Source organism: Micromonospora sp. NPDC047812 (assembly GCF_040704175.1).
Lineage (GTDB): Bacteria > Actinomycetota > Actinomycetes > Mycobacteriales > Micromonosporaceae > Micromonospora.
Genome location: NZ_JBEYRY010000001.1, coordinates 111,634 through 124,531, shown reverse-complemented (window position 1 = coordinate 124,531; position 12,898 = coordinate 111,634). Strand labels below are relative to the sequence as shown.

Genomic DNA, 12,898 nt, shown 5'->3' with positions numbered 1-12,898 from the left:
TAACCGCATCCGGGTGATTATGGGCGGGTGAGCACCCCTCGCAAGCACCCCGCCAACCGACCGTCCACCGACCCGGCCACACCCCGCAACGGCACCCGGTCCCGGGGCGCCGACGGCCGGTTCCACGCCGACGCAGCCGCCGGAGGCTCCGCGCCGGACGCCGCCGGGACCGACGCGGCGAGCGCCTCCGCCGGCCTGGAGGAGGTGCTGGACCCGACGCCCGGCCCGCCCGCCGAAGCGGCGGCGACGCCGCCCGCGCCCGACCTCGGGGACGAGCCCCCCGCGGCGGAGCCGCTGCCGGAGGACCGTTTCCTCAACCGGGAGCTCTCCTGGCTCGACTTCAACGCCCGGGTGCTGGCGCTCGCGGAGGACCCGCGCACGCCGCTGCTGGAGCGGGCCAAGTTCCTGGCCATCTTCGCCAGCAACCTCGACGAGTTCTACATGGTGCGCGTCGCCGGGCTGAAGCGCCGCCTCCAGGCCGGCCTGCCGGTACGCGGCGGGGACCGGATGCCGCTGCGCACCCAGCTGGAGCTGGTCGCCGGGAAGGCCGCGACGCTGGTGGCCCGGCACTCGGCCTGCTTCACCGACGAGGTGCTGCCGAAGCTGGCCGCCGAGGACATCCGGATCCTGCGCTGGGCCGAACTGGACGACCCCGAACGGGAGCGGCTGCGCGCGTACTTCCGGGAGCAGATCTTCCCGGTGCTGACCCCGCTGGCGGTGGACCCGGCGCACCCCTTCCCGTACATCTCGGGGCGGTCGCTCAACCTGGCGGTGGCGGTGCGCGACCCGGACGGCGGCTCGGAGTTCTTCGCCCGGGTGAAGGTGCCGAACAACGTGCCCCGCTTCGTCCGGGTGCACCGCGGCCTGCCGGGCGTACGGGTGCTGCCGGTGGAGGACCTGATCTCGGTGCACCTGGGACAGCTCTTCTCCGGCATGCAGGTGGTCGAGTGCCACCTGTTCCGGGTCACCCGCAACGCCGAGGTGGAGGTCGACGAGGACCGCGACGAGGACCTGCTCCAGGCCCTGGAACGGGAGCTGGCCCGGCGCCGGTTCGGCCCGCCCGTCCGGCTGGAGGTGGCCGCCTCGATCTCCGACCACGTGCTGGAGCTGCTCGTGCGCGAGTTGGACATGCACGACCAGGAGGTGCTGCGGGTGCCCGGCCTGCTCGACCTCTCCGCGCTCTGGCAGCTCTACGACGAGGCCGACCGGCCGGACCTGAAGGATCCGCCGTTCGTGCCGGCCACCCATCCCCGCCTCACCGAGGGCGAGGTGCCGCGCAGCGTCTTCGCGACCCTGCGCGACGGCGACATCCTGGTGCACCACCCGTACCACTCGTTCGCCACCAGCGTGCAGCGCTTCATCGAGCAGGCCGCCGCGGACCCGGACGTGCTGGCCATCAAGCAGACCCTCTACCGCACCAGCGGCGACTCCCCGATCGTAGACGCGCTCGTCGACGCGGCGGCCGCCGGCAAGCAGGTGGTGGTGCTGGTCGAGCTGAAGGCGCGCTTCGACGAGGTGGCCAACATCGGCTGGGCGCGCAAGCTGGAACGCGCCGGCTGCCACGTCGTCTACGGCCTGGTCGGGCTCAAGACGCACTGCAAGACCGCCCTGGTGGTACGCCAGGAGGGCAACCAGATCCGCCGCTACTGCCACATCGGCACCGGCAACTACCACCCGAAGACCGCCCGGCTCTACGAGGACTTCGGCATGCTCACCGCCGACCCGGAGATCGGGGCCGACCTGACCGACCTGTTCAACGTCCTCACCGGCTACAGCCGGCAGACCGCGTACCGCCGGCTGCTGGTGGCGCCGCAGGGCATCCGCCGCGGCCTGATCGAACGGATCGAGCGGGAGATCGCACACGTGCGGCTGGGCATGCCCGGGCTCGTGCAGATCAAGGTGAACTCGCTGGTCGACGAGGAGATCACGGACGCGCTCTACCGGGCCTCCCGGGCCGGCGTCCACGTGGACCTGGTGATCCGGGGCATGTGCACGCTGCGGCCGGGGGTGCCCGGCCTGTCGGAGAACATCCGGGTCCGCTCGATCCTGGGCCGGTTCCTGGAGCACTCCCGGATCTTCCGGTTCGGCAACAACGGCGACGCCGAGTTCTGGATGGGCTCGGCGGACCTCATGCACCGCAACCTGGACCGCCGGGTCGAGGCGCTGGTGCGGGTGAGCGACCCCGTCGCCCGGGCCGAGCTGGACCACGTGCTGACCGCCGCGATGAGCCCCGACGTGGACGCGTTCGAGCTGGCGGCGGACGGCACCTGGAGCCGGCGTACCGGCACGGCGGAGGAACCTCGGGTCCATCTCCAGGAGTTGCTGCTGCGTCGCGTCGGTGGCACGGCGGGCTGACCGGTACCCGCATAGGCTGACCTGATGCTGGATGAGCGGGACGCGGCCGGCCCCGGCCGGGGCCGGTCGGTCGGGTTCCCCGACGCCACGCCCCCGATCCGGGCGGCGGGCGGTGTGGTGTGGCGCCCCGCCGACGACCCCGGGCCGGTCGAGGGGCCGGCCACGGGGAACACGGACGCCGTGCCGGGCGGCGAGTTGCTGGTCTGCCTCGTGCACCGGCCCCGCTACGGCGACTGGTCGCTGCCCAAGGGCAAGCTGGAGCCGGGCGAGCATCCGCTGCGCGCCGCCGTGCGGGAGGTGGCCGAGGAGACCGACGTCCGGGCGGTGCCGCAGGTGCGGCTGCCCACCGTGCGCTACCGCAGCGAGGGCCGCCCGAAGGTGGTCGACTACTGGTCGATGCGGGCGGCGGCCACCGGCGGCTTCCAGCCGGCCACCGAGGTCGACGACGTGCGCTGGCTCGGCGTGGACGAGGCGATCCGGCTGGTCAGCTACCCGCACGACGCCGAGGTGCTGGCCGCGTTCGCGGCCCTGCCGACGGTCACCGCGACGGTGGCGCTGGTCCGGCACGCCCACGCCGGCAAGCGGGCCACCTGGTCGGGCCCGGACACCGGCCGGCCGCTCGACGCCCGGGGCTGGGCACAGGCCCACGCGCTCGCCCCGCTGGTGGCGCTGGTCCGCCCGGTACGCCTGCTGTCGGCCTCGGCCCGCCGCTGCGTACAGACCCTCGACCCGGCGGCGGCGCTGCTCGACCTGCCGATCGAGGTCGACGGCGACCTGGACGAGCCGCGCCCGGGCCAGCAGCCCGACGAGTGCGCGCTGGCCGCCGCCGCCCGCCTGGCCGCGCTGGCGGCCACCGGCGAGCCGGTGGGGGTGTGCAGCCAGGGCAAGGTGATCCCGGGCGCCCTGGCCCGGCTCAGCGGGCGGCCGGGCGACTTCACCACCCCGAAGGGCGGCGGCTGGCTGCTCTCCTTCGCCGGTGACCGCCTGCTCGCCGGCGACCGCCTCTGACCGCGCGACCGCAGGGCCGGGGCGTCCCTGTCGGCCACGGGGGCGCGGGACCGGGCCATCGAACGGCTGCGGCACATGCCCGGCCGTCCCGGTGGCGACGGGTCAGGCCGGCGGCAGGGTCAGCGTCACCGCGACCGGCAGGTGGTCGCTGGCCGTCCCGCGCGGGGCCGCCGCGTCGCCGGCGGCCAGGTCGGGCGTGACGAAGACGTGGTCGATCTGCTGGCGCGGGGCGTCCGCCGGGCTGGTCGGCAGCGGGCGGGCGGCGGCCAGCGCGTCGACCAGACCGGCCCGGGCGAACTCGGCGAACGCCGCGTCGCCCGGTTCGGTGTTCAGGTCGCCGGCGACCACCAGGGGCCGGCCGGCCGCGTACCGCACGGCGAAGTCGGCGACCGCGCGGGCCTGGACCACCGGGTCCTCGCCGGGCGGCGGTTGCAGGTGGGTCGCGACCACCGCGAGACGGACGCCCGCGCCGAGATCGACCGTGACGCCGAGGGCCTGCGCCCCGGTGGGCGCGCCGACCGCCGGCAGCGGCCGGGTCCGCGCCGCGTCCAGCGGCCACCGGCTCAGCACGGCGTCGCCCCAGAGCGGGTCGGCGGCCGGCGCGAAGACGTACGGCATGTCCAACCGCTCCGCCAGCAGGTCGAGCGTGTCGTGGCCGCCGTTGAGCAGCCAGCCCCGGTCCACCTCGCTGAGGGCCACGACGTCGGCCCCGGCGACGGCCCGCGCCAGCGCGTCCGGGTCGAAGCGGCCGTCCATCCCGAAGCCCATCCGGACGTTGTACGCCGCCACCCGCACCGTCTCCGGCGGCCCGTCCCGGTTGCTCGCGGACAGCAGTTCGTCGCTCGCGACCGCGGCCAGCAGCGTCAGTACGGCGGCCGAGGCGGCCGTCCACACCGGCGGCAGCGGCGACCGGACCGGCCCCGGGGTGGGCCGGGTCGCCAGCGCGACGGCGGCGACCAGCACCGCCACCGCCACCGGCACCCCGGCGTTGGGGTGGCCGAGGTCGTAGGCGGAGTAGTAGACCACCGCCGCGACGGCGAAGACGAGCATCCCGGCGACGGCGGCGTACCCGCGTCGCCCGGCCGCCCGGGCCGGGCCCGGCCCGCCGTCGTCCGCCCGGGCCGTGTCCTGGCCGCCACCGGCCGCCCGGGCCGGGTCCTGTCCACCGTCGTCCGCCCGGGTCGCGTCCTGCCCGCCGCTGGCCGCCCGGGCCGGGTCCTGCCCGGCGCCGTCGGAGACCTGGGTCCGGGCTCCGTCGGCGTTGCCCCGTCCGTCGGCCGCGCCGGCCGACGCCAGGCACGCGCCGAGACCGACGGCGGTGAGCAGGACGGCCGGCAGCAGCAGTTCCCCGCGGCCGAGGGCGACGAGGACGGCCCCACCGACCAGGGCCGCCGGCCCGAGCCACCGCCAGGCGCCCCGGCGGGGCGGGGCCAGCGCGGCGAGCAGGAACCCGCCGACCGCCACGGCGAGCGGGGCGGGGCCGAACAACGGCACCGTGGCCACGCCCACCTCGTCGGCGGGATCCGAGCGCAGCAGACCGAACTGGTACGACGCCGCCGTCCGGGCGACCGCCGGGGAGAGCGCCACCATGCCGGCGAGCAGCAGCGCCGGCCCGGCCAGCAGCCAGCTCCGTACGCCGCCCGCGCCGGCCGGCGGCGCGGGCCGTGCCTGCCCCGCGAGGAAGAGGCCCGCGACCCCGACGGCCGCCAGCCACGCCGGCCAGTCCCCGAAGAACGCCGAGCGGTACGTGTCCAGCACCGTGTGCAGGACGGCCCCGACCGCCAGCCCGAGCGCCAGCCCGGGTACGGGGCGGTCGGTTCCGGCGGCGACACCGGCGAGCCAGACCAGCCCGGCGAGCAGCCCGGCCGTGGCGAGCCAGAGCTGGAGCCGCCCGCCCGGCTGGCCGTTGACGGCGAGCCGCGCCACGACCAGCAGCACCGCGGCGACGAGCGTGACGGGGCGGGCGCCCACCCGACGGATCAGCGCGGGCGCGGCCAGGGCGAGCAGGAACCAGCCGAACGCGAACGCCCCCAGCAGTTCGGCGGGGGTCGAGGCGGCCTGACCGAAGATCGTGATGACCGCCGGCAGGAAGACGCGCAGCACGTCGACCAGGAGCACGACGCCCAGGGCGAGGGTGACGGTGGTGAGGTGGCGGTAGCGCACCGGGCTGCCTTTCGCCGACCGGAAGGGGTGCGGCGATTCTGCGGGCGGTGCACGGTCGGGGTCAACGGGTGGGGGTGGACACGGCGAAGGGCGCCCACCATCGGTGGACGCCCTTGCCGTACCGCTGGGTTCAGCGCTTGGTCGCGGCCTTCTTGGCCGGCGCCTTCTTCGCCGGCGCCTTCTTCGCCGCCGCGCTCTTGCTCGCCGTCGCGGCGGTCTTCTTCGCCGCCGTGGCCTTGGTCGCCGCGGTGGTCTTCTTCGCCGGGGCGGCCTTGGTGGTCGCGGCCTTCTTCGCCGCGGTGGTCTTGGTCGCCTTCGCCGCGGGGGCCTTCTTGGCCGCCGCGGTCGCCTTGGCCCCGGTCGCCTTCGCGCCCGCCGCCTTGGCCCCGGTGGCCTTCGCGCCCGCCGCCTTGGCCCCGGTGGCCTTGGCCCCGGTGGCCTTCGCCCCGGTGGCCTTGGCACCCGTCGTCTTGGCCGCCGCGGTGGTCTTGGCGGCGGACGTGGTCTTGGCGGCGGCCGCCGTGGTCTTCTTCGCCGCCGCCGTGGCCTTCGGCACCTTGCCGCTGGCCACCATCTCCTTGAATCCGGCGCCGGGCCGGAAGGTCGGGACGGATGTCTTCTTGACCTTCACCGCCTCGCCGGTCCGCGGGTTGCGCGCTGTTCGGGCGCCCCGGACGCGCTTTTCGAAAGCTCCGAATCCGGTGATCGCCACCTTCTCGCCCTTGGTGACCGCCGCCTGGACCTCAGCGAGGACCGCGTCGAGCGCGGCCGTCGCCGTCTTCCGGTCCCCCAGGCGAACGGCGAGCGCCTCGATGAGCTCGGCCTTGTTCACGACTTCCTCCCGATTGTGCAACTGACTCGACGCGAGCCATTCTGCGCGCACGGTATGCCCTGTGCTGCCGGGACACAAACATTCGGTCGAAAAAAGCCCTTGTGTCGCAACGGATTCGCCCCCACCGGTGAGGCCGGCGGGGACGGAAACCGCTGTGGGATCGGGCGTACGGCTATGCGACCGAGGGCAGGAACGGCGGCCGGGTGGCCTCGAAGGCGCTGATCTCCGACTCGTGGCGGAGGGTGAGTCCAATGTCGTCCAAGCCCTCCAGCAGCCGCCAACGGCTGAAGTCGTCCATCGGGAACGACCAGGTGGCCTCGCCGACCCGCACCTCGCGGGCGGTCAGGTCCACGGTGACCGGGGTGGTCGGGTCGACCTCCACCACGTCCCAGATCTGCTCGATCGCCTTCAATTCCAGCTCGACCGGGAGCAGACCCTCCTTGAGGGCGTTGCCCCGGAAGATGTCGCCGAAGCGGGGTGCGATCACGGCACGGAAGCCCCAGTCGCGCAGCGCCCAGACGGCGTGCTCGCGGGAGGAGCCGGTGCCGAACTCCGGACCGGTCACAAGAATCGACGCACCGGAATGGACGGGATCGTTGAGCACGAATTCCGGGTCCTCACGCCAGGCGCTGAACAAGCCGTCCGCGAAACCGGTCCGGGTCACCCGCTTGAGGTACACGGCGGGGATGATCTGATCGGTGTCCACATTGGAGCGCCGCAGCGGCACGGCGGTGCCCGTGTGGGTGGTGAACCTCTCCATCTGGGTGCCCTTCTACAGGTCGGCGGGAGCGGCCAGCCGGCCCGCCACGGCGGTGGCGGCGGCGACCGGCGGGGAGACCAGGTGGGTGCGTCCGCCCCGGCCCTGGCGGCCCTCGAAGTTGCGGTTGGAGGTGGAGGCGGAGCGCTGGCCCGGCGAGAGCGTGTCCGGGTTCATCCCCAGACACATGGAGCAGCCGGCGAAGCGCCACTCGGCGCCGGCGTCGCTGAAGACCTTGTCCAGCCCTTCCGCCTCGGCCGCCTCGCGGACGGCGGCGGAACCCGGCACGACCAGCATCCGCACCCCCTCGGCGACCCGGTGCCCGCGCAGCACGTCGGCGGCGGCCCGGAGGTCCTCCAGCCGGCCGTTGGTGCAGGAGCCGACGAAGACCACGTCGACCGCGAGGTCCCGCAGCGGGGTGCCGGGACGCAGGTCCATGTACTCCAGCGCGCGCCGGGCGGCGGTCCGCTCGGCCTCGGTGACGAACTCCTCGGGCGTGGGCACCACCGCGCCCAGCGGCGCGCCCTGGCCCGGGTTGGTGCCCCAGGTCACGAACGGGGTGACCGCGCCGGCGTCCAGGGTCACGTCGGCGTCGAAGGTCGCGCCCTCGTCCGTGGGCAGGGTCCGCCACCAGGCGACCGCCGCGTCCCAGTCGGCGCCCTTGGGGGCGTTCGGCCGCCCCTTCAGGTACGCGAAGGTGGTCTCGTCCGGCGCGATCATGCCGGCCTTGGCGCCCCACTCGATGGACATGTTGGCGATCGTCATCCGCCCCTCCATGGACAGCGACCGGATCGCCTCGCCGCGGTACTCGACGATGTGCCCACGGCCGCCGCCCGTACCCACCTGGGCGATCAGCGCGAGCACCAGGTCCTTGGCGGTGACCCCGGGGGCGAGCCGCCCCGTCACGTTCACCGCCATCGTCTTCGGCCGGCTCTGCGGCAGCGTCTGGGTGGCCAGCACGTGTTCGACCTCACTCGTGCCGATGCCGAACGCGAGCGCGCCGAACGCGCCGTGGGTGGCGGTGTGCGAATCCCCGCAGACGATGGTCATGCCGGGCTGGGTGACGCCGAGCTGCGGGCCGATGACGTGCACGATGCCCTGGTTCTCGTCGCCCAGCGGGTGCAGCCGCACACCGAACTCGGCGCAGTTGCGGCGCAGCGTCTCGATCTGCGTACGCGAGGTGGGGTCGGCGATGGTGAGCAGGTCGCCGCGCCGCTGCTGGAACGACGGGTCGGCGTACCCCGTCGGGGTGTTGTGGTCCTCCGTCGCGAGCGTGAGGTCGGTGCGGCGCACCCGGCGCCCGGCGAGGCGCAGCCCGTCGAAGGCCTGCGGGCTCGTCACCTCGTGCAGCAGGTGCAGGTCGATGAAGAGCAGATCGGGCTCGCCCTCGGCGGACCGCACGACGTGCGCGTCCCAGACCTTCTCGGCCAGGGTCCTCGGCTCGGTAGTAGTGACTCCCACCATCTGGACATCCTAAATTCTGGGAGGTAAGTTTCGGCTTGTGGGACACAGTATGAGCGGTGTCGGCGTTCTCGACAAGGCGGTGGTCATCCTGGCCGCCTGCGTCGACGGCGCCAGCCTGGCCGAACTCGTTGAACGCACCAAGCTGCCCCGGGCCACCGCGCACCGGCTGGCGCAGGCGCTGGAGATCCACCGGATGCTGGTCCGGGACACCCAGGGGCGCTGGCGTCCCGGCCCGCGCCTGGGCGAGCTCGCCAACGCCGCGCCGGACGTGCTCCTGACGGCGGCGGAGCCGCTGCTGGCGGCGCTACGGGACGCGACGGGCGAAAGCGCCCAGCTCTACCTGCGCCGCGCCGACGAGCGCATCTGCGTGGCCGCCGCCGAGCGGGCCAGCGGCCTGCGGGACACCGTGCCGGTCGGCTCGGTGCTGCCGATGACGGCGGGCTCCGCGGCGCAGATCCTGCTCGCCTGGGAGCCGCCGGAGGCGGTGATGCCGCTGCTGCCCCGATCGAAGTTCACCGGCCGCACCCTGGCCGAGGTACGCCGCCGGGGCTGGGCGCAGAGCGTCGCCGAGCGCGAGGCCGGTGTGGCGAGCGTCTCGGCGCCGATCCGCGACCGCACCGGTCGGGTCATCGCCGCGATCAGCATCTCCGGCCCCATCGAGCGCCTCGGACGCCGCCCCGGCGAACGCCACGCGATGGCCGTGGTCCGAGCCGGCCAACGCCTCTCCGGCCTCTGACCCCACTGCCTACGCCATCCCGGCCCGACCCGGCCCCGGCCCGACCCGTTCCTGCCGGGCCCCGGCGACCCGCCCGGATGCACCGGCACCTGGCTGTCCAGGCCGGCGCGGAACTGTCGAATGATCAAGAAGTTTGCGTCTGGTCCGGTGCCGAATCTGGACGCAAACTTCTTGATCGCCCGATTCAAAGCGCCACGGCGCCAGGGGCGACCGCCGGCCTGGGCAGCCCGGACAGCCGGCCTCGGCCCGGACACCCGGCCCGCCCCCGTCAGCCCGGCCCGGACGACTCGCGTCGGTGATCATGAGGTTGGCGGCAGGGTTAGAGATCATCTTCGCCGCCAACCTCATGATCACCGCTCGAAGGTGGGGTGGGGGGAGGGCGGGATGCGAAACGGCCCGTCCCACCGGGGTGGGACGGGCCGTTCGAGATGTAGCCCCGACCGGATTCGAACCGGCGCTACCGCCTTGAGAGGGCGGCGTCCTGGGCCGCTAGACGACGGGGCCAAGACTTCACTGCTTCCACCGCCCTTCCGAGCGGTGCGGCTGTAGTCTAGCGGCGTCCCCTCCGGGGACGGAAATCGGGGCGACCGACGCCGGCAGTCGGGTCGCAGCCGGCCAGCGGCAACCAGGTCTCGCCCGCCAGCGGCCAACCAGTCGAGCGAGCCATCCGGTGGCGGCATCAGGAGCCGCCAGCGGCCAGCACCGCAGGGCCACCCAGTGACGGCACCACGGAACCACCCGGCCAGCACCGCAGAACCACCCAGTGGTCGCTACCACTGAGCGGCCAGCGGACGGCAGGGCGGCGCGACCGTGGCCGCGTGCCAGTCGGGTGCCCGCTGGGCCGACGGCGCGATGCGGGACATGCGAAACGGCCCGCCCCACCGGAGTGGAACGGGCCGTTCGAGATGTAGCCCCGACCGGATTCGAACCGGCGCTACCGCCTTGAGAGGGCGGCGTCCTGGGCCGCTAGACGACGGGGCCAGAACTACTTGCGGCACCGCTCCGCGAGCGGTGCCGCTGGACTCTATCAGAGAGAACCCCGATCCCCTGCCGGGAACCGGAGTCGTCTCCTACGAGATCCAGCGCCCGAAGCTCTTCCGAACCTCGGCTGCGCTGGGGTACCAGGACTCGAACCTAGACTAACTGAACCAGAATCAGTCGGGCTGCCAATTACCCCATACCCCATTGGCCCCTTGCGGTGCCGGGATCAAACTTTACCCTCCCGGTGCCAGCAGGCCAAATCGAGTCCCCCAAACCGCCCCTGAACTGCGGAAACGGGGCCTCGACGCGGATCAGGCGACGGGTACCACCGGGTTGGTCAGGTCTCCGATCCCCTCGATCCGCACGGTGACCGTATCCCCGTCCAGGAGCGGGCTAACCCCGGCCGGCGTGCCGGTGAGCACCACGTCGCCGGGGAGCAGCGTCATCACGTGCGAGACGTACGACACCAGGGCCGGCACGTCGAAGACCATGTCGCGGGTCCGGCCGAGCTGGCGGACCTCCATCTCCTCGGGATTGCGACCCACCTCACAGCGGATCTCCAGGTCGCGGACGTCGAGCCCGGTGGTAATCCACGGCCCGATCGGGCAGAACGAGTCGAAGCCCTTGGCGCGGGTCCACTGGCCGTCGGACCGCTGGAGGTCCCGGGCGGTGACGTCGTTGGCGCAGGTGTAGCCGAAGATGGCCCGCTCCGCGGCGGCGCGGTCGGCCCGGCGGGCGCCCGGCGCGCCGATCACCACGGCCAGCTCGGCCTCGTGCTCGACCTGCTTGGAGAAGATCGGCAGCCGGATCGCGTCCCGGGGCCCGATCACGGAGGTGGACGGTTTGAGGAAGAGCAGCGGCTCCTTCGGCACCTCGGTGCCGTGCTCGGCGGCGTGCTCGGCGTAGTTGCGGCCGACGCAGACGACCTTGCTGGGCAGGATCGGCGAGAGCAGGCGGACGTCGGACAGCGCCCAACGGGCACCGCTGAAGGTGATCTGCCCGAACGGGTGGCCCTCGATCTCGGCGACGGTCAGGCCCTGCGGGCCCGCCTCCGACTCGCCCTCGACGACCCCGAACGACATTCCCTTGGCATGAGCAAAACGAGCGATACGCACCAGGCCAATCTAGCCCCGGCGACCCGCGCCCCGGCCGAGGCCGCAGGGGAGGCGCACCGGCACGGCCGGCGGCGGCACCCGCAGACCTGTGAGGGCGCACCCTACGCCACCGCCCGCTCGCGGGGGCGGAGTTCGCGACTTCGTACCCGCCCGGCGTCGTCGCGCCCCTAGCGTCGGCTCCGGAGGTTCGTTCGTATGCCTGCATCGACACGACACCACAGGGCCCTCGCAGTGTTCGTACACTGCCTCGGCATTCTCGCCGCCGTGCCGGCACTGCCCACGGCGGCCCCACCCGCGGCGGCCGCGCCGCCACCACCGGTGCTCGCGCCGACCCCGGAGCCGGCGATGCCGTCGGCGCCGCCTGCGGTGCCCAGCCCGACCCGGGCCGCCCCGCCGGTGGCGAAGCCGCCGGTCACGGTCGCGGTGCTGCCGGAGCGCTCGCCGGCGCCGCGCTACCGGATCCAGGTCCGCAACAGCGGCGGTACGCCGGTCGACACCACGGTCCGGCAGGAGCTGCCGCCCGGGGCCTCGGCGACCGCCATCACCGACGGGGGCCGGGCCACCCGGGGCGCCGGGCAGTCGGCCACCGAGGTGACCTGGCAGTTGAAGCTGCCCGCCCGCAGCACCACCACCCTGGGCACGGCGCTCAGCACCGCCGCCCCGGCCCGGCCGATGACCGCGCCGGCCTGCGCCTTCGCCCGTGACGGCAGCCGGCCGTACGACTGCGCGACCGCGACCTGGAGCGCGGGCGTGCCGGCCGCCGCGTCCGAGCGTTCCGAGGCGCCGCCGTGGCGCCGGACGCCGGTGCTGCTGGCCGGGCTCGCCACGGTGGCGGTGCTCGCGGTGGGCGGGGCCTGGACCTGGCGCCGGCGCCGCCGGCCGGTCGCCGCGGCCCTCGCCGGCGAGGGGCCGGGGACCGTCTACCCGCGCCCGGCCGCGCCGCGACCGGAACAGGTCCGCCGCAAGCCGTCCGTCTGGTTGATCGTCCCCGTGGCCGCCGCCGTCCTCGCCGGCACGGTGGGGACGGCGGCCTGGACGGCCACCCGGCAGGTCGCCGCCGTCGACACCGGCAGCCAGCCGACCAGCGGCGCGTGGGTGGGTCAGGGGGTCAACGGGGCCGTCGGCGAGCCGCTGCGCGAGTCGGCGTTCGAGTTCACCGTGTACCGCGTCGCGTGCGAGCCCGGCGCGGCGGCCCGGCAGTGCGAGGCCACGGTCGGGGTGCGCAACCTCACCCCGGAGCAGCAGAGCTGGCACGGCCGGCTGCAACGGGCGTACCTGCCCGACGGCAACTTCGTCAGCACCGACGAGCAGGCGACGCGGACGGCCAACCAGGGCCGGGACGTCTTCGCCCAGCCGATGGCGGCCGGCAGCCGGACGGTGCTGCCGCTGGTCTTCACCGTCGACGGGCAGGCGCCGCCGGAGCAGTTGGAGCTGCGCAGCGGGGTGTTCTCCGCCGGGGTCCGGGTGGACGTGCCCTGACGGGGCGC

General features: G+C 74.4%; 9 protein-coding genes and 3 tRNA genes. 4 read left to right on the top strand and 8 right to left on the bottom strand.

Annotation, left to right across the window (positions count from 1 at the left end; all coding sequences use genetic code 11):
- The first annotated feature begins 27 nt into the window (after positions 1-27).
- Together AB0883_RS00545 and AB0883_RS00540 are read left to right on the top strand one after the other, a co-directional pair.
- On the top strand, positions 28-2,355 hold the full coding sequence (locus tag AB0883_RS00545) for an RNA degradosome polyphosphate kinase (RefSeq protein WP_366638308.1): 2,328 nt from the start codon (positions 28-30) through the stop codon (positions 2,353-2,355).
- A 24-nt stretch (positions 2,356-2,379) separates the two neighbouring features.
- Positions 2,380-3,363 carry an NUDIX hydrolase gene (locus tag AB0883_RS00540; protein WP_366638306.1) on the top strand — a complete coding sequence of 328 codons (984 nt, stop codon included), beginning with the start codon at positions 2,380-2,382 and terminating at the stop codon, positions 3,361-3,363.
- A gap of 102 nt (positions 3,364-3,465) precedes the next feature.
- Here the strand turns inward: AB0883_RS00540 and AB0883_RS00535 are convergent, their stop codons facing one another.
- From AB0883_RS00535 to leuC, 4 genes are all read right to left on the bottom strand, one after another.
- Positions 3,466-5,526 (bottom strand): endonuclease/exonuclease/phosphatase family protein, encoded by a 2,061-nt coding sequence (locus AB0883_RS00535; RefSeq protein ID WP_366638304.1) that lies wholly within the window; start codon positions 5,524-5,526, stop codon positions 3,466-3,468.
- A gap of 130 nt (positions 5,527-5,656) precedes the next feature.
- On the bottom strand, positions 5,657-6,358 hold the full coding sequence (locus tag AB0883_RS00530) for an HU family DNA-binding protein (protein WP_366638302.1): 702 nt from the start codon (positions 6,356-6,358) through the stop codon (positions 5,657-5,659).
- A gap of 172 nt (positions 6,359-6,530) precedes the next feature.
- Positions 6,531-7,118 carry a 3-isopropylmalate dehydratase small subunit gene (gene leuD / locus AB0883_RS00525; RefSeq protein WP_366638300.1) on the bottom strand — a complete coding sequence of 196 codons (588 nt, stop codon included), beginning with the start codon at positions 7,116-7,118 and terminating at the stop codon, positions 6,531-6,533.
- Between the two features lie 12 nt (positions 7,119-7,130).
- The gene (gene leuC, locus AB0883_RS00520) at positions 7,131-8,579 is read right to left on the bottom strand and encodes a 3-isopropylmalate dehydratase large subunit (RefSeq protein ID WP_366638299.1); all 1,449 of its coding nucleotides are present in this window, start codon (positions 8,577-8,579) and stop codon (positions 7,131-7,133) included.
- A 49-nt stretch (positions 8,580-8,628) separates the two neighbouring features.
- On the opposite strand from leuC, the gene AB0883_RS00515 reads away from it, so the two are divergent.
- Positions 8,629-9,315 (top strand): IclR family transcriptional regulator, encoded by a 687-nt coding sequence (locus tag AB0883_RS00515; RefSeq protein WP_013284529.1) that lies wholly within the window; start codon positions 8,629-8,631, stop codon positions 9,313-9,315.
- Positions 9,316-9,746: 431 nt separating this feature from the next.
- On the opposite strand, the gene AB0883_RS00510 is transcribed toward AB0883_RS00515, so the two are convergent.
- From AB0883_RS00510 to AB0883_RS00495, 4 genes are all read right to left on the bottom strand, one after another.
- Positions 9,747-9,819 (bottom strand) — tRNA-Glu (locus tag AB0883_RS00510).
- A gap of 404 nt (positions 9,820-10,223) precedes the next feature.
- Positions 10,224-10,296, bottom strand: a tRNA-Glu gene (locus AB0883_RS00505).
- A 132-nt stretch (positions 10,297-10,428) separates the two neighbouring features.
- Positions 10,429-10,500: transfer RNA gene (locus AB0883_RS00500), tRNA-Gln, on the bottom strand.
- Positions 10,501-10,607: 107 nt separating this feature from the next.
- Positions 10,608-11,411 carry a fumarylacetoacetate hydrolase family protein gene (locus AB0883_RS00495; RefSeq protein ID WP_366638297.1) on the bottom strand — a complete coding sequence of 268 codons (804 nt, stop codon included), beginning with the start codon at positions 11,409-11,411 and terminating at the stop codon, positions 10,608-10,610.
- A gap of 195 nt (positions 11,412-11,606) precedes the next feature.
- On the opposite strand from AB0883_RS00495, the gene AB0883_RS00490 reads away from it, so the two are divergent.
- A complete protein-coding gene (locus AB0883_RS00490) occupies positions 11,607-12,890 on the top strand; it encodes a hypothetical protein (RefSeq protein ID WP_366638295.1) in 1,284 nt (427 codons plus the stop codon).
- Positions 12,891-12,898 lie beyond the last annotated feature (8 nt).

What these genes read in the sequence shown, in the direction of transcription:
- leuC (WP_366638299.1), bottom strand. Translation starts at nt 8,579, where the DNA reads ATGGTGGGAGTCACTACTACCGAGCCGAGGACCCTGGCCGAGAAGGTC.
- AB0883_RS00540 (WP_366638306.1), top strand. Translation starts at nt 2,380, where the DNA reads ATGCTGGATGAGCGGGACGCGGCCGGCCCCGGCCGGGGCCGGTCGGTC.
- AB0883_RS00515 (WP_013284529.1), top strand. Translation starts at nt 8,629, where the DNA reads ATGAGCGGTGTCGGCGTTCTCGACAAGGCGGTGGTCATCCTGGCCGCC.
- leuD (WP_366638300.1), bottom strand. Translation starts at nt 7,118, where the DNA reads ATGGAGAGGTTCACCACCCACACGGGCACCGCCGTGCCGCTGCGGCGC.
- AB0883_RS00490 (WP_366638295.1), top strand. Translation starts at nt 11,607, where the DNA reads ATGCCTGCATCGACACGACACCACAGGGCCCTCGCAGTGTTCGTACAC.